We start from the raw sequence: 20,982 nt of genomic DNA on the forward strand, positions 1-20,982 counted from the left end.
TTAAGCCGAATTTTCGTATAATCGCATAAAAACTAAGGAGAAAAAATGCTAAAAAAGATGGCTGATACGATAAGGTTTTTGTGCGCGGATATGGTGCAGCAGGCAAACAGCGGGCATCCGGGCGCGCCGATGGGACTAGCGGACGTCATGGTCGTGCTGGCTAAATTTCTAAACCACAATCCTAAAAATCCAAACTGGCTAAACCGCGACAGGCTCGTGTTTAGCGGCGGTCACGCAAGCTCGCTCGTGTATAGCTTTTTGCATCTTAGCGGCTATGATCTTAGCCTTGATGATCTTAAAAGCTTCCGTCAGCTGGGCTCTAAAACTCCTGGCCATCCGGAGATCCACACCAAAGGCGTCGAGGTTGCGACCGGACCGCTAGGCCAGGGCGTAGCAAACGCGGTGGGCTTTGCTATGGCGGCAAAATATGCGGCTAACCTACTAAACGAGCCTGAAAACGTCGTCATCGATCATAAAATTTACTGCCTCTGCGGCGACGGAGATTTGCAGGAGGGCATCAGCTACGAGGCCTGTGCGGTCGCGGGCAACCTACACCTAGACAACCTCGTGCTGATCTACGACTCCAACAACATCACGATCGAGGGCGACACGAGCATAGCTTGGAGCGAGGACGTGAAGGCGAGGTTCGAGGCGCAGGGCTGGGACGTCGCGCGCATAGACGGCCACGACTACGATCAGATCGAGTTTGCGCTAGAACAAGCCGCCGAAAAGGAGCGCCCGTATCTCATCATCGCAAACACTCGCATCGCAAAGGGCGCAGGCGAGCTAGAGGGCAGTCACCACAGCCACGGCGCGCCGCTTGGCGAGGAGATCATAAAGGCTGCTAAAATCGCAGCGGGCTTTGATCCTGAGCGCAAATTTGCCATCGACGAGGACGTGCTGATCCGCTTCCACGCCGCGCTAGAAAAGGGCGACCTGGCCGAAGCTCAGTGGAACAAAAAGGTAGAAAATCTAAGCAGCGAGAGCAAAAGTATGCTAAACGCGCTACTAAATCCGGATTTTAGCAAGATAAATTTCCCTGATTTTAGTGGCAAAAAGCTAGCCACGCGCGACAGCAACGGCATCATCATGAACGAGATCGCGCGCGCGATGCCGGGCTTTATCGGCGGTAGCGCAGACCTGGCGCCATCAAACAAAACCGAGCTAAAAGGCATGGGCGACTTCCCTAACGGCCGCAATATCCACTACGGTATCCGCGAGCACGCCATGGCCGCGATAAACAACGCGGTCGCTAGATACGGGCTTTTCTTGCCGTTTAGCGCGACGTTTTTTATCTTTAGCGACTATCTAAAGCCGTCCGCGCGTATCGCCTCGCTGATGAGCATCAGACACTTTTTTATCTTTACGCACGACAGCATCGGCGTTGGCGAGGACGGCCCGACGCACCAGCCTATCGAGCAGCTCAGCACGCTACGCGCGATGCCGAATTTTTACACATTCCGCCCGGCCGACGGCAACGAAAACGCGCTTTGCTGGAAAGCGGCGTTAAATTTACGCGCTCCAAGCGCCTTCGTACTTAGCCGTCAAGGCCTCGCTCCGCTTGAAAAAGGCGAACTAGGCGGCGTAGAAAACGGCGCATATCTGCTAAAACGCGCGCAAAACGCCAAAATCACGCTAATAGCTAGCGGCAGCGAAGTGGAGCTTTGCGTCAAAGCGGCTGAAATCTTAGCTGCTCGCGGTGTCGGCGCGAACGTCGTCTCCGCGCCGTGCTTTGACCTGCTTTGCGAGCAGCCGCGCGAGTATGTAGAGCAGATCATAGATCCAGCGACCAAGGTCATCGCAGTCGAGGCCGCAAGCGCGCTAGAGTGGTATAAATTCGCGGGTGAGATCTACTCGATGAAGAGCTTTGGCGAGAGTGGCAAGGCGGGCGCATTGTTCGAGTATTTCGGTTTTACGCCTGAAAAGATTGCGGAATTCGCGCAAGAGTCGGCGAAGTAAAATCTAGCTTTAAATTTGACGGTTTTGGCTTGGGCCGGATCCGTTAAATTTGAGGACTCGCGGCAAGCTAAACCCGCATCAAATTTACGCGGTTTGCTCACGGTAAAATCAAAATTATAAAAAGGGAAATATTGCAAAGATATAGGCAAAAAACAGGGCGATTCGCCGACGAAAACTTCATCTTAAATTTAGCTCGCGGCGCAGGTAAATTTGACGCGCAAGAAGGCGAAAATGAGCAAATTTGCGCTAAAGATAAAATCAAATTTATCGCACAAAATTCGTTTAAATTTAACCAAAAGGCTACGTGATGGAGCTTTCGCATATCATAGTTTTGGCCCTAGTTCAGGGCATCAGCGAGTTTTTACCGATCTCTAGCTCGGCTCACCTCGTACTCGTGCCAAAGCTGCTTGGATGGGCGGATCAGGGGCTTGCCTTTGACGTCGCCGTTCACGTAGGCACGCTGGCGGCGATACTTTTTTATTTTAAAGACAGGCTGGCTGGGCTCGTGCGAGATTTTTTCGCGTCTATCGCGCGGCGCGAGAAGGTCGGCGACAGCACGCTCGTATGGTCGGTTGGCTTTGCGACCGTGCCTGTGGGGCTTTTTGGCCTAGCGTTTAACGACGCCATTGAGCAGTACGCTAGAAACGGGCTCGTGATCGCGGCGATGACGATGATCTTTGGTGTCGCGCTCTATGTCGCGGATAAAAAATCAGGCCTAAAAACCGAATACGAAATGACGATCAAGCTCGCTCTTATCGTGGGTCTAGCGCAGGCAATCGCGCTGATACCCGGCGTTTCGCGCTCGGGCGTGACGATGACGGCGGCGCTGATGCTTGGCTTTAGTCACAGCGCAAGTGCAAATTTCTCGTTTTTGCTCTCGATCCCCGTGATCGTGCTAGCAGGCGGACTGGAGGCGGTAAAGCTGATAAAAACTCCCGACGCACTGCCTTGGAGCGACCTTGCTATCGGGGCGGCTATTAGCGGCCTTAGCGCGTATCTTTGCGTGCGGCTGTTTATGGCGCTGATCGCGCGCGCGAGTATGTTGCCGTTTGTTATCTACCGTATGATTTTGGGCGTGTTTTTACTGACGGTATTTTTATAAAATTGGCGCGACGAGGTTAAATTTGTCGTTTCAAGCAGCAAATTTTACTCGTTCAATTTTTTTTCTACGAGCTTTTTGATTGCCGTTTCGATTTCCCGGCCTTGCTCGCTTGTCAGAGCGCGGATGAGGTAAAATCTTTTTATAAATTTTGATTTTCTCTTTATAATCAGTGTTTCGCCAATGAGCCACGATATCCCAAAGTTCGAATTTACCGTGGTACAGATATCTTTTGCATTGATTCGTAGGCTTCCAAATAGGCGGTAAGTTATCTTTATTTCGTCTTGAAATATTTCTAGATTCTTAAATAAAACGCTCGAAAATAAAACATAAAGCAGTAAAATCCATAATACAAAAAGTAGCGCAAACATCCAGCCGTCTGAGTAAAAAGTCGGAAAATAAAGCATAAATAGCATGAATATATCGCAAATAAACGTTGCTGAAGTATAAAAAGCGTTTCTTTTGTTTAAGTGGTATAACAAGGTTGGTTTGTGGCTCATTTTGGTGTTAAATTCAGAAAATAGTGGCAGATGGGAAGGGATTTGAACCCTCGAAAGCTTGCACTTTACACGCGTTCCAGGCGTGCTCCTTCAACCGCTCGGACACCCATCTATGAAGCCTGGATTATAGCTAAAATTTAATAAGCACAAACTTATATTTGAGTTTGATTGCGTTTGATGGAGGCGTCAAATTTGAGCGCGCATAGCGTTTTAGCGTCATAAAGGTGCGGGTTAGGACGCAAAACCATCAAATTTGCCGCCAAATTTAGCTTAAATTTGAGCGAATTTACCCGCGCTTGCCCAGAGCGAAAACAAATATCCTGCACGCCTCGCGAAACGGTTTTATGTGACTAAGCATGCGCGCGATAAGCCCCCAGCGGTGTTTGTACATGTTTGTCATGGTGCCGATTTCTAGGCACTTGATGCGCTCTTTATCCCACGCCTCGACCTCGTCTGCACCCTCTACGCTCATCTTAAATTTCACGTCTCCTTTCATAAATTTGAGCACGTCGTGCTTGCGCGTGTTTGATTTTGCGGCAAATTTGTTTATCAAATCGGTGAGCAAAAGCCCCTCGAACCGCTCGCTCAAATTTAGCACAAACTCGCGAAATACCGCTTTTTCAAAATACATCGCCACGCCCTCTAGCACGAAAACGAACTTCGCGCCCGCGTGCTTTCTTGCTAGCTCGTCCATCCACGCGGTTTCTAGCATCGAGCACGCTAGGCTGTAGTTTCGCGGCGCTTTTGACACGAGCTTATCGCGAAGTGCGATGACGTCAGGCAAATCAAGGTCGTAAAAGGTCGCCTCTGGGCAGAGCGGAGCAGCCGCAAAGGCCTGGTATCAAGCCCAGCACCTACTTGAACGATGACGGCGGCCGGGTGCTCGCTGGTAAATTTAAGTATGCAGTCATCAAAAAACCTCGCGCGTATCACCGTGCCGACCCTGCTTAGCGTTGAGCGGTCAAATTTGGCGAAATCATAATCGATCCTGCTCGCGACGTCGCCTGAAAATTCGTCTTTTAGTATGGGCTTGGCCTCCTCATTTTCCTTACTTCTAAAGTATAAATTTATAAGTAGCGTTTCGGAGACGATATCCGCAAATGCGATCTTTTCCATCTCGTTTTTCCTTTTTATTTTGATAATCTTTATAGAAATTGTAGTGCAAACGGCTTTAAAATTTTATAAAATTTAGCGTTTAACGCGCCGTTAATGCAATGTCGTTTATAATACGGCTTTTAAAAACGAAAAAAGGCAAAAAATGAAAAAAATCCTTATCATCGCAGGCTCGTGCAGCAACGGCGGCGCGGGACTGCAAGCCGACATCAAGGCGTGCGCGCACTTTGGCTGTTATAGCGCGACGGCGGTCACGGCGCTAACGGCCGAAAACACGGACAAGATCAAAAATATCGTCTCGCTAGATTCGTCCTTCATCGCCGATCAGCTCGAGATGCTCGCAGCAGAGTTTAGCTTCGATGCCATCAAGATCGGCATGCTCTTTAACGAGCCCATCATGGACGTCGTGCAGGGTTTTTTAGAAAAAAACTCTGCTCCTGTGGTGCTAGATCCCGTCTGCGTCTCTAAAATGGGGCACAAACTCATCAAAGATAGCGCCATCGAGCGACTAAAAGAGCTGATGAAATTTGCCGCCGTTACGACGCCAAATTTGCGCGAAGCCGACGTGCTTTTCGGCGATGATTTTACGAATTTGCCGTGCGACGTGATCGTGAAAAAGCATATCGTCGCGGGTAAGAGCATCGACACGCTCTACCGCAAGGACGGCAGCGTCCAAAACTTCGAGACGCCGCTGGCTGATCCGCTCGTTATCATCGGCGCTGGCTGCACGTTTTCCAGCTCGCTAGCCTGCCTGCTCGCGCGCGGTGAGAGCCTAGAAAGCGCCATCCAACAAGCCAAAGAGTACATCTACAACGCCATAATCACCGGCATCGACACCAATCTAGGCGTAAGAAAACTGTTAAATCACGGGGTTAAATTTTAAATTTAGCTTGCTTGACGCCGTAAAATTAGACTAAGAATAAAAGAATTTGCGAGGATTTATGAGTATAAGCTACAAAGCGTCTTTTATTATTATTTTTCTAATTGCGGCGACGGCCGTCTACTTAAATTTATACGATGGACGGGAGCTGGCGCGAAACTACGAAAAAAATCGTATCGAGATTTTAGCATTGCGCGATTTTGCGCGCGAGATTAGGCCTCGCGGAGTTTGGTTTGACCTGCGCTTAGACGGAGCCCTGGTTGAGACGTTTAGAGCCGTGAGTGTCGATAAAAACCAAACCGCGAGCTTCATCCGCGTAGATAAGCGAACGAGCCTGCAGGAACCACTGCGGATACTGGGCTGGGACGAACAGACTTTTGGCAAACTAAAAGCCAAACTAAAAAGCGCAAACGTCATAGGCATAAGAATCTGGGGCAACGAGGTGTTTGGAGGTGAGCGCAAGACGACGATTTATTATCGTAATGAGGGCTTTGGAGGCGCGTATTACGAGATTTTCGATGACGCTTCGGACGAGATACTGCGAGGCGACAAAGAGGCGGGCTGCGACGATAGATTTCATTCAGACGGCGTAGCTTTGATTTATGACGGCGGGGCTACCGTGGATTTTATGTGCGTAAATAAAGACGGCAAAAATATAAAACGTAGATAAAAATCTAAATTTTAGATTTACGCTTTAAATTTGGGGTTTGATTTGGCGGCTAAATTTGACCCGAAGCGAGGAGAGATAAATTTACGGGCGGTTTTGTTAAATTTGACTACCAGCAAGAGCCTTTTCGTCTGATGTAATATTTTTATCATAAAGGTCATATTTTTGACCATCTATCCATATAGTTGTTTGCATTTTTATACTTTATTTATTAATTTCGTCTGGAGGTATTATCCAAAATATCTTTCTTTGTATATCACAAGCTTGATCAAATGTTAAGCTTTCCACCGCATAAACTCTATATAAAAATATTTTCTCTTTTTTGCTATCCATGCTTGTGCCGGAAAAAACGGAAACATGGAATAAGTACGACAATGCGCTAAATCCTCGCTTTTTATAACCGTATCGCCGAAAATATATCTGTTTACGACAATCCTATCTCTGTAAATTTCAATGTAGTTAAAAAATATGAGTTTGTATAAAAGCCTACCCAAAAACAAAGAACCCAAGATGCCCAGCATCTGCCAACTAGCCTCTGTAATATATCGCGGTAGGCAAGGCGGGTACGAGCAGGAAACAGCTGTACGAGATAAAGTCGATCAGCACCATGAGCGGATTTCGTTTGTCTAGTCTGTAAAGTAGCTGCGGCTCTTTATTTTCTTTGCCTATACTTTCATTCATATCATCCGCCTAAAGTCAAATTTTAAATTTATCCAGCCTAGTTTTATGCAAACGGCGAGCGGTTAAAATCGTCAAGTTGCGCTACCGTTCAAATTTACGCCGTTCTTTAAATTTGATCCAAATTTACGCTCAAATTTGCTCGCTTTTTCAGTCAAATTTAACTCGCAACTACCTGCTAGTCGCCGTCAAATTTACCTAAAACTTATCTGCACGTCGTCCGTGCCGTCTTCGAGCGAGATATTGTAGCCGCCGGTATTTGGCGGGCGTTTATAGATATCTTGCGGGCGGATATCCAGCACCTCGTCGCTGAAAAACACGCATTCGCGCTCGCCCGTATCCACGTCGCGCACCCAGATTTTGCCGTCGTCGACGATCTCCTCGTCAAACTCTATCACGCGGTTTTCGTAGATTTTGCCCAGCAGTCGCTCGTGCAGGCGATTTTCGCGCTCAAACTCCAGCTGCGCTTGCAGACACTCCGCCTCATCGATGAAAATCGGCTCTAGCGCGATCTTGTCGCCCTCTAGCACGCATTCGAATTTCTCCAGCGTCGAGCAGTCCACCTCGCTGCCGCCCAGCCTCACGACGTCCTTGTTGCGCATGAAGTAGCGGTTGGTGAGGTTGCCCATCAGCGCCTCGTACGCCGTGCCGCCGATCGCGCGCTTAAGCAAAAATTCGTTTTGAAACGCCAGCACCAGCTCCACCTCGCACTCGCGTAGGATCTCCTCGTTTAGCTCGGTGTTTTCGCTCAGCAGCTTCGCCGATTCGTCGAGAAATAGGCTAATGGGTCTCTTTTGCTTCATCGTTACGCGCTTTAAAAGCTCGGGCAGAAAGCTGTTTAGCAGGAAGCTCAGCGCGCTTTTGTCGCAGCTTGCGGCGTTAAATATCACGATCTTGCCGCTATTTAGCAGTTCTGCGATACTCGCGTCGCCCGCAGTGCCTTCGCTGTCGCCGTTTAGCGAGTCGTCGTTCATGAGGCCTAGAAACGGCGACATCATCATCGAGTAGTTGCGAAAATCATCCCTCGTGCGCTCGTCGCCGATGTCCTTGTAGCGGCTCGTCGCGTCTAAAAACTCGTCCGCAGTCGCTATAAACGCGCGGTTTATCATTATCGTTTCGCGGGTGAAATTTAGCGTCGAGGAGTCGAGATTGTCGCAGATGAGGCTCAGCGCGTCTTTAAACTCGAGCATCTTTTCTAGATCTTGCGAGAGGCGCAGTATCGTCGCCATGTCAAAGGTAAAATCCCGCGCGAGCGTGCGCACGTCGGCATAAAAGGCGTCCCCGTAGCAGTCGCTTAGCGGCGTGATTTTTTTAGCGAAAATTTTAAGCGCCTTTAGCACCTTAAAAAACTCCGTCGCGATGCTCGAGCCAAACTCCTCCCAAAACTTCTCTCTTGATTCCATCGGCTTTTTCACGCAGTTTTTAAAGTCCCGCGGCTTCATCGAGGCGATGAGATTTATCGGCGCGTCTAGTCTCGCGCCTACGCTCACGACGTCTTTTAGGCGGCCCGCTCTGCGCGCTAGAGCCTTTATTTTGGCGCTCTCGCCGCCCTTATAATCCACGGCAAATACCGCATAGCCGTTTTGCATGCGGTCAAGCAAATTCGGATATATCATCGCCGTCGTCTTGCCGCTGCCCGTCTCTCCGATGATGGCTGCGTGCGTGAAGTCGCTAGGTATCAGCGTGCCTTTTTTCTCCGCGTTCTCCCGCGTTCTCGTAAATCCCATTATTTTTTGCATATTTTTCCTTATCGGGGGCGATTGTAACGAAATTTGGTTTAAAGATTTAAATTTAGCGGAGCGGCAAGCGGATTAAATTTGCTGCGGGGACGGGATGAGAATCTAGCCTGCAAAACCCGCACCGCAAAAATGCTAGATCAAATTTAAGCTTTAAGTAGAGCAGGGCGGGTCATGCCGAAATTCGGCTCAAATTTGCCGCAAGCGGGCGAAACTACTCCGCTTTTTTGCAAACGGCGGCCGAGTGCGTGAGCAGATCGTGCAAATTTAGCGCGTCCTTGCGAAAAAAACAGAGGCAAAGTCCGACGATGCTAACGCCTGCAAGCAAGAAGCATGCGTAGCGTAGCAAAACACACGCGAAACTAAGCTTGCGGCCGCTGTGTAGGTCGATGAGGTAGATATTTTGCGAGCGGTAGCCGGGCGTCTGGGCTTTGATCGCAAAAAAGGCGCAGCAGATGAGAGCGACTGCGAGATTTGCCCCGAATATCGCAGCTTGGTTGTGCAAAAAGTCGTCTTTGCCACCTAAAAAAACATAGGTCGTGAGGTAATAAATCGGCATCCCGATCAAAAAAAGATCGGTGATAAAGGCCTTTACTCGCGCGCCGATGCCAGCCAGTTGCGCTTTTTGTTTTGCCAAATTTACTCCTTTTTATTTTCGGGCGCATGTTTTGGATTTGAGCGTCAAATTTGCTCGCGAGCGCCTAAATTTATACTCTTTTACTTTTGTTGCGGCAAATTTACGTCTGCTTGTACTGCCGCTTCGGTACGGTAAATTTACAGCTCGTTTCCGGGTGTCGCTTGCGCCGTCTTAGCCAGCCGGTCTTGCTCAGCTCATAAACGGAGCTTTAGTTGCGGCCGAATTAATTTATTTTCTCGGCACAATTTTTAAGGGTTCCGACCGTCTTTGTTTGCTTTTGGCGGCGTACCGGTTTGCGATGATCAATAAAATTTTCGTTTCGCGCATTTTTTGTCAAGCCTACTTGCGCTTGATTTATCGCAGCTCCGTAAAATTTATCAAGTGCTGGTTTCAAATTTACTGCGTTTATCTCACGCCAAATTTTAAATTCGTAAATTTAAAGACGCTTTTTCGCGTGCGTAAATTGATCTAAATTTGACGGTTACCACTAAATGCTCAAGACGACGGCACAAATTCAATTCCGTCCGTGAGCTACAAAACGCAGTTGTCGTCAAATTTATCGCCTAAAATACCGCACAACCTAGTCAAATTTGATCTATGCTTGGTTTGCTTTGGTTGGCACCTGCAAAATCCGTCCAAATTTGCACGGCTATATCAAGCCAAGCCACGAAATTTGAAAATTTAGTTGCCTCTGCTGCCGGGCTTTATCGCCTTGCTTCCATCAGCGCAGAGCGGGCAGTTTGCAGGCTCATAAATCTCAAACTCAAAGTTTCCAAGCGCAAAAAACGGCTTGTCGGCAGGCAGTTTGGCGCTGGGTTTTGCGACGCTGCCCGCTAAATTTGCGACCTTGCAAAAGCCGCGATTAGCAAGTGCGGTAAACGCCACGACCTTGCCGCCTAGGCTCTCGATCACGCGCGCTGCCTCTAGCGCCGAGCCGCCCGTGGTGATGATGTCCTCGCAGACGACGAATCGTTCGCCCTCTCCCACCTCAAAGCCGCGTCGTAGGCTCATTACGCGCTCGACTCGTTCGGTAAAGATAAAGCGTTTTTTTGCCGCGCGAGCTAGCTCGTAGCCCGCTAAAATGCCGCCTAGAGCGGGCGAACAGACGCTATCAAACTCTACGCCCGATTTTTCGATGACGGCGGCTAGCTCGTCCGCTAGAGCGCCGGCTAACTGCGGATCCTCGAGTACTTTGGCGCTTTGCAAGTAAAACTGCGAGTGGTTGCCGCTGCTAAGCAAAAAATGGCCCTGCAAAAATGCGCCCGCATCCTTGTAAATTTTCTCTAAATCCATCGTTTTTCCTTTGTAAAATTTGAGCGAATTTTACCCTAAGCGCGCTTAAGCTACTATTTTTTGAGCTTTTCACGTCTTGCGATTTTACGTTATCATAAAACTACGTCAAGTCAAAAGCGGCTAGCAATTTTAAATTTGGATATAAATTTTGGTAAAAGCGAGCATGGCGTGATAAATTTAAAATTTGGGCGAAATAAATAAACGCGTTTTGGGGTGTAGCAAAAGCGGACTAAAATTTATGCTAAATAGTGGAAGGTTTTATAAAAAAACGGCTCGTCAAATTTAACAAGCCGCATACAGATTTAGACTTTTAAAAGCTCGCTCTCTTTTTCTTTTACGAGCGAGTCGATCTTTGACGTGTAGCTGTCGGTGATCTTTTGGACTTCGTCTTGTCCTTTTTTGCTCTCGTCCTCGGTGATTGTTTTATCTTTTTCTAGCTTTTTAACCTCGTCGTTAGCGTCTTTTCTGATGTTTCTGATACTAACTTTCGCCTTTTCGCCAAATGCTTTGGCGTGCTTGGCGTTTTCTTGGCGCTGCTCGACCGTCATCGGAGGGAAAAATAGTTTCACGCTTTCGCCGTCGTTGTTCGGATTTACGCCGATATTTGCCGCAGAGATTGCAGCTGTGATGGTTTTTAGCATCGGTTTTTCCCACGGCGTGATGCTTATGGTACTCGCATCGCTCGTTAGCACGGTGGCGACTTGGTTTAGCGGGGTTTGGCTACCGTAATAATCCACGTAAATATTATCGACTATGCTTATATTTACCTTGCCCGTGCGAAGCGTGGTAAAGTCGCGTTTTAGGCCCTCGATGCATTTGTCGCTATGCTCTTTTTGTTTTTTGTAAATTTCATTCAGCATTTATATCCTTTACTAAAATTTTGGTCGTCGTTTTTCCGTTTACTTTGAGGCTCATTCTCACTTTATAGCGGTCGATCGGCTTGTTAAATTTAAGCGTCATCTGTCCGTTTTCAAGCTTTACTTTTTTTGTTTTTTGTCCCGTCATTGAGAAGTAGCCGTGCGTCGCGTTCTCATCGGTTTTGATGATAAGTTCGCTAATCTTATTATCTTTCGGATAGTCTTGCGGAAGTATCCATTCGGCTTTTAGAAATTTACTAGCAAGCGCGGACGGCAGGTGTGTGCCGTTCATCGCAGGGATCCTATCTAGTTCGTGCAGATCGCTGTTCGCCGCGACTGCACCCGAGTTTTGGCTTAGTATCACTTCGATGCCGTGCTCTATCGCGACGTCACGCACCCTATCGTTATATTCGCCGAAAGGATATGCAAAATATCGCGGTTTGTAGCCCATATTTTTTTCGAATTTACCTATGCCGTCCTCAAAGTCGTTTTTTAATTTTTCCTCGTTAAGACCGACCATGTGTAAGTGACCGTAGGAGTGATAGCCGACTTCGCCGTATTTTTCGATCTCTTTGATCTGCTCAAAGGTCATAAAGTCGCCGTATTTTCGTGCGGTGGCCTCGACGTAGATCATTAGCGCAAACGGATATCCGTACTCTAAAAATATCGGCAAGCCTTTTTCATAAAAGCTCTTGTAGCCGTCGTCTACGGTTAAAACGACCCAGTTATCAGACACCGGCTCGCCGTTTTTGATCGCGTCGACGAGCTTTGAAAGTGGGATGACCTCGTAGCCTTTTTCTTTAAAATACTCAAACTGTTCGCGTAAATTTTTGCTAGAAATGTTGGTGCTAGGGTGCCTGTCGTCGTCAAATCTGTGATAGTTAAAGATATGCGCGTCTGCGAGCGCAAGCTGCGCCGCTGCAAAAAATGCGAGCACGGAAACTAATTTTTTCATTGACGCTCCTTATTTTTTCTCGCTTACAGGAGCCGTAGGAGCGCTAGGAGCTTGCGGAACGACTGCTTCTGGAGCTGCAGGTAGCGATGAAGTATCGACGCTATCTATTAGAGATTTGCTGCTTTGCGTGTTGTAAACGTAGCTTAGCGCTAGGGTGTTTAGGATAAATAAAACGCCCACAACGAAGGTAAATTTAGCCAAAAATCCGGCCGGTCCTTTTGCGCCAAATAGGCTTTCGTTACTGCCGCTATACGCGCCTAGTCCGATAGAGGAGCTTTTCTGAAGCAAAACGGCGATCGTTAAAACTACCGCGAAAATAAACTGCAATACTAAAAAAAGCGAATCCATTAAAAATCCTTTTAAATTTTTAAAATTAGTCGCGATTATACTAAAAAAGTTTTGAATTTGGGTTAAATTTCTTTTTCTATCTCATAAAGTTCGTAGCGCACGGTTTTAAAAATCTCGGAAATTTTAACGTCGATGAGCTTAAAACACTCCTCTAAAACCCTTGCGCTTTCTTGCGCGCGTTTGATGTTGGCAGTTTGCAAATCGTCCAAATTTAGGCGAATTTGTTCGTCTTTTAGGCTCGGTTTTAGCACGTCGTTTGCAGCGTCGCGAAATTTTAAGAATTCTTTTTGCGGGATTTTTGCTTTGTGGCGGAGGTTTTTGATTTTTTTAGCGAGGGCTAGGTCGTCAAAGCCGTAACGTCTGATGTCCTCGACGACTCTAAGCCCTTCTTTTAAGCGGTTTAAATTTGCGTCTATTACGCGGTAGAGCCGCTCCTCGTTAGTCATCTCTACTAAAAATGCCTAAAATTTGAAGTAAAGAAACGAACAAATTCACAAAATCAAGATAAAGAGCGACTGCACCCTCGATTGGAGTTTCGTAGTTGCCGCGGATGATATTTTGCGTATCATAAAGGATATATGCGCTAAATAAAACCGCGCCCACGCTAGCGATGCCGAGCTGTAAAACCGGGCTGTGGAAAAATATATTTATAATCGCAGCCACGAGCAAAACGATAAGCGTGATGAAAAGCATCTTGCCCCACGTCGTAAAGTCGCGTTTGGTGTTCATCGCAAATACGCTAAGTCCGCCAAATGCTACCGTCGTAAGCGTAAAGGCCTGAGCTACTATCGCTGCGCCTCCGGGCATCGCAAAAGTGCGCCCCAAAATAGGCGTAAGCGTAAGTCCGCTAACGAAAGTAAAGGCAAAAAGCAGAATCAAATTTAAGCCCGCCTTGCGTTTGGCAAACATTAAACCGACCAAAAGTCCTAGCTCAAGTATCACAAATAGCCAGTAGTTGCCCGCTACCGTAGCTCCCAACGAGCTATAAAGCCCGACGTAAGCTCCGACGCTGGCGGCTAAAAGCGAAGCCGCGAAAAGCTGATAAGTTTGCTTGATAAACGTGCTAAGCGCACTTTGCGAATATTCGCTCGCAACCTCGTGCTCGCTTGAGCTTGCATAGTTTCTGTCATATAAACTCATGTTCTCTCCTTTTTAATTTTTGATGCAAATTTAGCCAAAAATAGGTAAATAAAATATAAAAAATCGCTGAATTTGGCGCGTAAAAAGCAATTTAAAAAATTTTAACGAAGTTTGAAACGTTTTTGATATAATATTTTAAAAAATTATTCGGGAAAATACAATGCAAGAAATTTTAGACGGCGCCGTTAAATTTATGGAAGAAGATTTTTTAGAACACAAAGAGCTTTTTGAAAGCCTAGGCGAGAAACAGACGCCGCATACTCTTTTTGTCGGCTGTATCGACTCGCGCGTCGTGCCTAGCCTCATAACAAACACGGTTCCTGGCGACCTCGTCGTCGTGCGAAATATCGCAAATATCGTGCCTCCGTACCGCAAAAGCGAGGAGTTTTTGGCTACAACGTCGGCGATCGAGTACGCCTTGCAATCGCTAAACGTAAAAAACGTCATCATCTGCGGGCACAGCAACTGCGGCGGCTGCGCGGCTTTGTGGATGGATGAGGCTAAATTTAGCAAAATGCCAAACGTAAAGCGCTGGCTTGATCTACTAGAGCCCGTAAAAAAGCGCGTACAAAAGCTTTTTGGCGACAATATCGCAAAAAGAGAGTGGATAACCGAGCGACTTAGCCTTGTAAATTCGTTTGAAAATTTACTGAGCTATCCAGACGTCAAGGCTAAATTTAAAGACGAGGAGCTAAAAATTTACGCCTGGCACTACATAATAGAAACGGGTGAAATCTACAACTATAACTTCGTAACAAAGAGCTTTAAGCTGCTAGGAGTCGAGAAATGAGAAAAATTTTAGCCGCCGTTTTTGCGCTGTGCTTTAGTTTAAATTTGCTCGCAGATACTTCAAGCGACGATCTAAACGCGACAGGCATCCTAAACGTCGTAAATCAAATCAACGAAGCAAACGCGCAGATCGCAGTTATCAAGGCGCAGTCTGCCGAAAATAACGAAACCGCCGATAAAAACGTGCTTTTTAGAACGGTCTTAGAGAAAAAAGAAAAACTGATCGAGCAGATCCCCTACCTCGTCATGCAAATCGAAATCGACGAGGAGCAGGTGCAAAATTTCAAACAAGAGATGCAAGAGCTGGAGACAAAAACCAAAAAGCTAAAAAACTCTAACAATCAAAATTTATACGTCAAAAACATGCTAGAGCTTGAGCGCATGCGGCTTGATGAGCTATTTTACTCCTCGCTTTTAAATTTGGAAAATATCTTTAAGGAGGGCGGCAAAGCGGTAAATATTAAACTTGCCGTCGAGAAGACGCTGCTTGGCTTTCAGACGGAGTTTTACGCACAGTTTAAGGCTTTTAAAGACTCGCTAAGCGAAGAAGTAGCCCTAGCGCATAAAGGCGAATTAGACGCGCTAGAAGCACACAAAAAGACGCTGGAAGAGATACTCTACTATCTGCGCGATAACGCCGAGCTGCTCACGTCAAACTACATCATCTCCGAGCTAAATTTAAAAACCGCGATAGATTTTATCAACGAAAAGGCCTCATTTACGAGCAAATTTAACGTCGGCAAGGCCGTGATTATATTCGTCGTATTTTTGTTCTTCGTCTCGTTTACGACGCTACTTAGTAAGCTCACGTTGTGGGTGCTGATGAAATTTTTCGTCAAGCACGATTCGGATAGATATACGAAAGGGCGTATCGTCGAGATAATCAAGCGTCCGATGCTACTCACTCTCATAGCCTACGCGATAGATATCTGCGTCTCGATCGCGTACTATCCGGCTCCTATGCCGATAAAATTTGCAAATTTCCTAGCGATCACTTTCGTTATCGCCGTTACCTGGCTCATACTTAGCGTACTAAACGGCTACGGCATGGTACTCATCAACGAACTCACCAAAAAAAGCGGGCGTAAAGAGGTGATAAATTTGATCCTAAAGATCATCTATTTCATCATCTTCGTTATCGCGCTGCTTATCGTGCTTAGCAAGCTTGGATTTAACGTCAGCGCCATCATTGCGTCTCTTGGTATCGGCGGCCTTGCGGTGGCTCTTGCGACTAAGGACATCTTGGCAAATTTCTTTGCTTCCGTTATGTTACTCTTTGACAACTCGTTCTCGCAGGGCGACTGGATCGTGTGCGGCGACATCGAGGGAACGGTCGTGGAGATCGGGCTTAGGAAAACGACCGTGCGAACCTTTGACAACGCCCTTATATTTGTACCAAACTCCAAGCTAGCTAGCGATCCGATCCGAAACTGGAGTAGGCGAAAGATGGGACGACGCATCAGGATGCTAATCGGGCTAGAATACAGCGCCACGACCGAGCAGATCAAAAAGTGCGTCGAGGAAATCAAACAGATGCTAATCGATCATCCGGACATCGCAAAGGGCGACGATATGGGCTCTAAAAAGGCTAGTCGCTACGACCGCGGCATCGTCTCGATCGACGATCTGGCGGGATATAAGTCAAATTTATTCGTCGTAGTGGACGAGTTTGCCGATAGCTCGATAAATATCCTAGTGTACTGCTTTTCAAAGACGATAGTTTGGGGCGAGTTTTTAGCCGTCAAAGAGGACGTGATGCTAAAAATAATGAATATCGTAGAGGCTAACGGGCTTGGATTTGCCTTCCCTAGCCAGAGCCTATACGTCGAAGAAGTGAAAAAATAATTTTAAAGGAGAGAAAATGAGTGAAGAATTTGACTACGAAGAGGAAGATTTGGAGGAAGAGTACTCCGAATTTGACGACGAAAGATCCGAGAAGTACAGCTATAACTACGATGAAAACGACTACGAATACGGCGACGAAGACGAAGAGGATAGCTACGAGATGTGATTTGCGCTCAAATTCGGCTTTGCGGGGTAAATTTGCCGACGGGCCGAATTTGGAGCGTTTAAATTTAGCTTTTACGGGTAAATTCGGCGCGTGGTTTTCAGCTGATTTTGAGCCGAATTTGAACTAATATACGAATTCGTCTTTTTTTAATTATCCCGGCAACCACCACCTTCCAATTTACGCATTTATATCTAGCTTTCGGATTTTATTTAGAGCTTCTAAAAGCTTGGTTACGTCCGTCCCTTTTTCTTGTTCGGCTTTGATAAATTTCTCGAAAAATTCGCGCTTTATATCCTTATAAACATAGGTTTGGCTTTTACTAGTAGCGTGGATAGGTTTAAATTTCTTTTCTTTTGCGGCGTCTGCTTGCGCTTCCTCTTTGGCCGTTTCCTCAAAGTCGCTCTTTTTTAGCGCGATTTTTTGCAATGCGTCTCCGATGCTTTCGCCGTTTTTAAATAGGCCTTTTAGGAATTTAAAAAACTCTTTTTTACTCTCTTCGTCCGCGTAGCTCACGCGAGTTTCGAGATCTTGCCCAAGAAGCGTTATGCGCTCTTTTGCGGGCGTTTGGTCGAAATTTAGCGCGCCGTTTTTGAGCGAGATTTTTACGTTTGCGTATTCGCCTAGGATTTTATTTGCCGCGTACTCGAGCCATTTATCTTTAAATTCCTCCTCGCTCATATCTGAATCCAGCAGCTTTGAGGCCTTGGCGTCCATTATCAGGCCGCTGCCGCTACGCATGCCAAGCCCTGTGCCAAACCCTCCCAGATCCACGTTAAATTTACTCAAAAACTTATCCACGCTAAAGACGTCCTGCCTAAATATATCGGATGGATCGCCCGCGTGCGCGATCAGAGCTTGCGTGCTATCTACGAAGCTTTTTAGCTCGGCGGCTTTTTCTTTGTCGGTACTCGGATCAAGCCCGTTTAATTTGCCCCAAATGCTGATTTTATCGTCTCTCGTGTAGCCGCTTAGAGAAAATATCCTCCTTGCAAATACCGGTTCTTCAGGCTTTAGCCCGAGCTCCTTACGCCAATCATCCACAACCTTTTCAAACCCCATTTTTACGCCCAGCCACATGCTTAAATTTTTACCCGTTAGCTTCTCAGGACCAACCTTATCCGCCCAAATTTTTAGTTGGTCGTAGTCTAATTCGCTTGGATTTACCGTATCGTAATTAATCTGTGCCGTCAAATTTGACATCAAATTCGCCACTTCTTTTTCCTCGCGCGCTTTTAAATTTTGCCCGCGAGCGCCGCTAAAATCGAAATTTGCATTTGCGTTAAATCCGTTTACGCCGCTTATCATCTAAAATCCTTTTAAAATTTGGCTTTTTAACGATATCGGCAAAATTTGAGGAAAATTTAGAGTAAAAGATAAGAAGTGGTATCAAATTTATGGTCGGCCGTCAAGGCGCATAGATGCTGACGAGCCGCCGTAAATTCGTGCCGCATCGCTACCGACCGGCAAACGCTAGCAAAATTTATTTTTGCTCAAAGTCTTCCCAGGGATTTATGCAGTAGGTACCGCGGCCCGCGTGTTTAGCCCTATAAAGAGCATCGTCGGCGCGCTGAAGCAGCAGGTCAAACGAGCCGTGTCCGATCTGGCCTTCTGCGATACCCGCGCTCACGGATAGTCCGTTAAATAGCGGATTTTCTTGACAAATTTTAAAAAATCGGTTGATCAAAATTTGTACGCGGGGCGCTATGCTTTGCATGTTCGCGCCGTCGGTAAATATCGAGATAAACTCGTCCCCGCCTATGCGTACATTCATAGCGTCGTTAAAAATCTCCTTTATCAGCTCCGCGATCGCGACCAGAGCTTTATCGCCAGCCTGATGCCCATGCTCGTCGTTTACCTGCTTGAAGCGGTCTAAATCCATATAAAGTATGCTCATATGCGTGGTTTTTAGCTTGTCTAAAAATGCGTCCAGCTGGTTGCGGTTAGCTAGCCCAGTGAGCTGGTCGTAGTGGGCTAGATGTTCGATATTTTGTAGATACTCGTACTCTTTCGTCACGTCGCGAGCGATGCCTACGGTACCGATGATCGTCTCGCCGTCAAATATCGGCGTTTTATACGTTTTTAGCTTGCTTAGGTTGCCGTCTGCTTTCATCACCTCTTCGTCCAGCAGGCAGGTTTTACGCGCGGCTACGACGTCGTCCTCGGTCTGGACGCAGACGTAGCCCGTTTGCTCGTATATCTCTTTTGGGATATTCCAGATATAGTAGTGATCTTTACCGCGAACGTCGTCTTTTTGCTTATCTACGACCTCGCAAAAGGCGTCGTTTACCTCTAAGTGCAGCCCGTCCATATCCTTAAACCATATCATATCGGGAGACGAGTTTATCAGCGTTTGTAGCCAAGTTTTTTGCAGCCACGCCTCTTTTCGCTCGGCGATCAAATTTAGCGCTTTTTCAAAGTAAAAATCGTCTAAATTCGCGCTTTCAAGCCAAATTTCATCGGCGATTTGTTTTTGTTCGCCGGTTATCTTGTCCGCATCCCTCGCGTAAATAGCTAAAAAGCCGTTTTCGCCGATACGGTTTTTTAGCTCGGTTAAATTTAACCCGCAATCTTCGCTTGCGATGATTAGATACTGGTGCTCGTCTGGGATGGGCACAGGGATGTCGCAGGCGCTTTTTATGAGCTCGAATTTATGCTCAAAGCGCGGTTTGGGCGATATTTTGTTGTATTGTTCAAATTTATTTTTTATATCTTGGGTTAAACAAATATGCAGTTTGACGCGGTACATGATTTCCCCCTTTTTGTTTTTCGACTATAGTACAGCAGATCAGCTTTAAAGCGGCTTTTGGGCGGATATGGGTATGAAATCAAATTTATAAATTTTTACGGTTAAATTTGGGGGCAAATTTTATGAAAAGAAAGTGGCGGACTTTGCTAAATTTATAAAATTTGACAAAGCCGGCCGTAACCATAAAAACATCAAGAAATTAAGCCTGAACGAATCGCATAATTTACGGACCAACCGCCGAGCCGTATAAGCCCGCGCGGCGCCGTAAATTTGCAAATTTAAATCAGCCTCCGTACATCAGCCTCGGTAGCCAAAGCGAGATTTCCGGGATGTATGTCACCAGGATGAGTCCGACAAATAGCGTCAAAGTCCACGGCAAGCACGCTACGATAACGTCTTTTAGATTCATACCCGTTAGGCCGCTAGCGACGAATAAATTTAACCCGACCGGCGGTGTGATCATGCCGATTTCCATATTCACGATGAGCAGGATACCAAAGTGCACCGGATCCACGCCTAGTGCAGTCGCGATCGGTAGCAGTAGCGGCACCATGATCATCACGACCGATGATGGCTCCATAAACTGTCCCATGATGAAAAGCAGGACGTTTACGATGATTAAAAAGCCAATCTTGCCGATATTTGCGGCTAGGATGCTATCTGCTATCGTTTGCGGAATGTTTTCGCTAGTTAGCAGATACGCAAACACGACCGCGTTTGCGATGATGAAAAATATCATCGCCGTCGTGATAGCAGACTCCAGGCAGATGTCCCACAGGTCTTTAAATTTGATATCTTTATAAACAAATAGCGAAATAATCAGCGCATATATAGCGCTCGCCGCCGCAGCCTCTGTCGGTGTAAAAATGCCGCCGTAGATACCGCCGATAACGACTACTACGATTAGCAGCGCCCAAAACGCCTTGCCGAATTTTTTTACTCGCTCGCTCCAAGGCTCTGGCGTAGTAGCTTTAAATCCGAGTTTTTTCGCTCCGATATAAGTCTGAAGTATCATCATGCCGCCTAGCATTAGCCCCGGTACCACGCCCGCCATAAATAGCTGCGCGATACTGACCTCGGCCGTCACGCCGTAAACGATCATAACGACCGAAGGCGGGATGAGGATGCCTAGAGAGCCCGCGGTTGTAATGCCGCCCACGGCGTATTCTTTCGGATAGCCTGCTTCTTTAATCGCGACAAACATGATGGAACCTATCGCTACGACCGTAGCGGGCGAGCTGCCTGAAACCGCGGCAAATATAACGCACGCAAATATCGCGCTCATCGGCAGGCCGCCCGGTAGGTGTCCAACCATGGATTTAGCAAAATCTATAATGCGTCTAGCAGAGCCGCCCTTGCTCAGTAAATTTCCGGCTAAGATAAACATCGGGATCGCCATAAGGGCAAATTTATTGATACCGTCAAAGATGAGCTGAGGTATCGTTGCGACGTCAAGATCCGTGAAAAAGAGCATCGTGATAACCGTACTAGCTCCAAGCGAAACGGCGACGGGAACGCCTATTAACATGAGGCCAAACAGCGAGATAAACAAAAATGCGATGGTCATAGGCTCT

General features: G+C 46.9%; 22 protein-coding genes and 1 tRNA gene. 8 read left to right on the forward strand and 15 right to left on the reverse strand.

Annotation, left to right across the window (positions count from 1 at the left end):
- Positions 1 to 45 precede the first annotated feature (45 nt).
- The 3 genes from tkt (at position 46) to Q0386_RS09010 (ending at position 3,061) form a co-directional block, all read left to right on the forward strand.
- A complete protein-coding gene (tkt, locus tag Q0386_RS09000; protein WP_299029974.1) occupies positions 46 to 1,959 on the forward strand; it encodes a transketolase in 1,914 nt (637 codons plus the stop codon).
- Positions 1,960 to 2,090: 131 nt separating this feature from the next.
- The gene (locus tag Q0386_RS09005; RefSeq protein WP_299029977.1) at positions 2,091 to 2,267 is read left to right on the forward strand and encodes a hypothetical protein; all 177 of its coding nucleotides are present in this window, start codon (positions 2,091 to 2,093) and stop codon (positions 2,265 to 2,267) included.
- Positions 2,267 to 3,061: an undecaprenyl-diphosphate phosphatase gene (locus Q0386_RS09010; protein WP_299029980.1), complete on the forward strand. Its 795-nt coding sequence runs from the start codon at positions 2,267 to 2,269 to the stop codon at positions 3,059 to 3,061. Before Q0386_RS09005 ends, Q0386_RS09010 begins: the two co-directional genes overlap by 1 nt.
- A gap of 521 nt (positions 3,062 to 3,582) precedes the next feature.
- Here Q0386_RS09010 and Q0386_RS09015 read toward each other — a convergent pair.
- The 3 genes from Q0386_RS09015 to Q0386_RS09025 form a co-directional block, all read right to left on the reverse strand.
- Positions 3,583 to 3,670, reverse strand: a tRNA-Ser gene (locus Q0386_RS09015).
- A 174-nt stretch (positions 3,671 to 3,844) separates the two neighbouring features.
- Positions 3,845 to 4,342 (reverse strand): hypothetical protein, encoded by a 498-nt coding sequence (locus Q0386_RS09020; RefSeq protein WP_299029983.1) that lies wholly within the window; start codon positions 4,340 to 4,342, stop codon positions 3,845 to 3,847.
- Positions 4,279 to 4,674: a class I SAM-dependent methyltransferase gene (locus Q0386_RS09025; RefSeq protein ID WP_299029988.1), complete on the reverse strand. Its 396-nt coding sequence runs from the start codon at positions 4,672 to 4,674 to the stop codon at positions 4,279 to 4,281. Before Q0386_RS09025 ends, Q0386_RS09020 begins: the two co-directional genes overlap by 64 nt.
- 142 nt (positions 4,675 to 4,816) lie before the next feature.
- Between Q0386_RS09025 and Q0386_RS09030 the strand changes: the two genes are divergently transcribed.
- Entirely contained in the window at positions 4,817 to 5,554 is a 738-nt protein-coding gene (locus Q0386_RS09030; protein ID WP_299029991.1) for a hydroxymethylpyrimidine/phosphomethylpyrimidine kinase, read from the forward strand.
- A gap of 58 nt (positions 5,555 to 5,612) precedes the next feature.
- A complete protein-coding gene (locus tag Q0386_RS09035) occupies positions 5,613 to 6,221 on the forward strand; it encodes a hypothetical protein (RefSeq protein ID WP_299029994.1) in 609 nt (202 codons plus the stop codon).
- A 525-nt stretch (positions 6,222 to 6,746) separates the two neighbouring features.
- Here Q0386_RS09035 and Q0386_RS09040 read toward each other — a convergent pair.
- From Q0386_RS09040 to Q0386_RS09080, 9 genes are all read right to left on the reverse strand, one after another.
- Positions 6,747 to 6,899, reverse strand: coding sequence for a hypothetical protein (locus Q0386_RS09040; protein WP_299029996.1), 153 nt, complete (start codon positions 6,897 to 6,899; stop codon positions 6,747 to 6,749).
- A 191-nt stretch (positions 6,900 to 7,090) separates the two neighbouring features.
- Positions 7,091 to 8,635, reverse strand: a complete 1,545-nt coding sequence (locus tag Q0386_RS09045) for a type IV secretory system conjugative DNA transfer family protein (protein ID WP_299030000.1) — start codon at positions 8,633 to 8,635, stop codon at positions 7,091 to 7,093.
- Positions 8,636 to 8,846: 211 nt separating this feature from the next.
- Positions 8,847 to 9,269, reverse strand: coding sequence for an RDD family protein (locus tag Q0386_RS09050; protein ID WP_299030003.1), 423 nt, complete (start codon positions 9,267 to 9,269; stop codon positions 8,847 to 8,849).
- A 681-nt stretch (positions 9,270 to 9,950) separates the two neighbouring features.
- Entirely contained in the window at positions 9,951 to 10,562 is a 612-nt protein-coding gene (gene pyrE, locus Q0386_RS09055; RefSeq protein ID WP_299030006.1) for an orotate phosphoribosyltransferase, read from the reverse strand.
- 302 nt (positions 10,563 to 10,864) lie between these two features.
- Complete coding sequence (gene frr / locus Q0386_RS09060) at positions 10,865 to 11,422, reverse strand: ribosome recycling factor (protein WP_299030009.1); 558 nt, start codon at positions 11,420 to 11,422, stop codon at positions 10,865 to 10,867.
- Positions 11,412 to 12,374 (reverse strand): polysaccharide deacetylase family protein, encoded by a 963-nt coding sequence (locus tag Q0386_RS09065; RefSeq protein WP_298057669.1) that lies wholly within the window; start codon positions 12,372 to 12,374, stop codon positions 11,412 to 11,414. Before Q0386_RS09065 ends, frr begins: the two co-directional genes overlap by 11 nt.
- 9 nt (positions 12,375 to 12,383) lie before the next feature.
- Entirely contained in the window at positions 12,384 to 12,722 is a 339-nt protein-coding gene (secG, locus tag Q0386_RS09070; RefSeq protein ID WP_298057671.1) for a preprotein translocase subunit SecG, read from the reverse strand.
- Positions 12,723 to 12,784: 62 nt separating this feature from the next.
- Positions 12,785 to 13,168 carry a thiamine-phosphate pyrophosphorylase gene (locus tag Q0386_RS09075; protein ID WP_299030014.1) on the reverse strand — a complete coding sequence of 128 codons (384 nt, stop codon included), beginning with the start codon at positions 13,166 to 13,168 and terminating at the stop codon, positions 12,785 to 12,787.
- On the reverse strand, positions 13,161 to 13,862 hold the full coding sequence (locus tag Q0386_RS09080) for a Bax inhibitor-1/YccA family protein (RefSeq protein ID WP_299030017.1): 702 nt from the start codon (positions 13,860 to 13,862) through the stop codon (positions 13,161 to 13,163). The genes Q0386_RS09075 and Q0386_RS09080 overlap by 8 nt, the downstream gene beginning before the upstream one ends.
- A 160-nt stretch (positions 13,863 to 14,022) precedes the next feature.
- Between Q0386_RS09080 and Q0386_RS09085 the strand changes: the two genes are divergently transcribed.
- The 3 genes from Q0386_RS09085 to Q0386_RS09095 are packed head-to-tail and all read left to right on the forward strand — an operon-like array spanning position 14,023 to position 16,662.
- Positions 14,023 to 14,652, forward strand: coding sequence for a carbonic anhydrase (locus Q0386_RS09085; RefSeq protein ID WP_299030020.1), 630 nt, complete (start codon positions 14,023 to 14,025; stop codon positions 14,650 to 14,652).
- Entirely contained in the window at positions 14,649 to 16,496 is a 1,848-nt protein-coding gene (locus tag Q0386_RS09090) for a mechanosensitive ion channel domain-containing protein (RefSeq protein WP_299030023.1), read from the forward strand. The genes Q0386_RS09085 and Q0386_RS09090 overlap by 4 nt, the downstream gene beginning before the upstream one ends.
- 16 nt (positions 16,497 to 16,512) lie before the next feature.
- Complete coding sequence (locus tag Q0386_RS09095; protein WP_163026379.1) at positions 16,513 to 16,662, forward strand: hypothetical protein; 150 nt, start codon at positions 16,513 to 16,515, stop codon at positions 16,660 to 16,662.
- 177 nt (positions 16,663 to 16,839) lie between these two features.
- On the opposite strand, the gene Q0386_RS09100 is transcribed toward Q0386_RS09095, so the two are convergent.
- From Q0386_RS09100 to Q0386_RS09110, 3 genes are all read right to left on the reverse strand, one after another.
- Positions 16,840 to 17,967 carry a hypothetical protein gene (locus tag Q0386_RS09100; RefSeq protein WP_299030026.1) on the reverse strand — a complete coding sequence of 376 codons (1,128 nt, stop codon included), beginning with the start codon at positions 17,965 to 17,967 and terminating at the stop codon, positions 16,840 to 16,842.
- A gap of 175 nt (positions 17,968 to 18,142) precedes the next feature.
- A complete protein-coding gene (locus Q0386_RS09105) occupies positions 18,143 to 19,408 on the reverse strand; it encodes a sensor domain-containing diguanylate cyclase (protein WP_299030029.1) in 1,266 nt (421 codons plus the stop codon).
- 283 nt (positions 19,409 to 19,691) lie between these two features.
- Positions 19,692 to 20,975 carry a TRAP transporter large permease gene (locus Q0386_RS09110; protein ID WP_299030032.1) on the reverse strand — a complete coding sequence of 428 codons (1,284 nt, stop codon included), beginning with the start codon at positions 20,973 to 20,975 and terminating at the stop codon, positions 19,692 to 19,694.
- Between the last annotated feature and the right edge of the window lie 7 nt (positions 20,976 to 20,982).

Origin of the sequence: uncultured Campylobacter sp., assembly GCF_938045625.1 — a bacterium.
Taxonomy (GTDB): domain Bacteria; phylum Campylobacterota; class Campylobacteria; order Campylobacterales; family Campylobacteraceae; genus Campylobacter_A.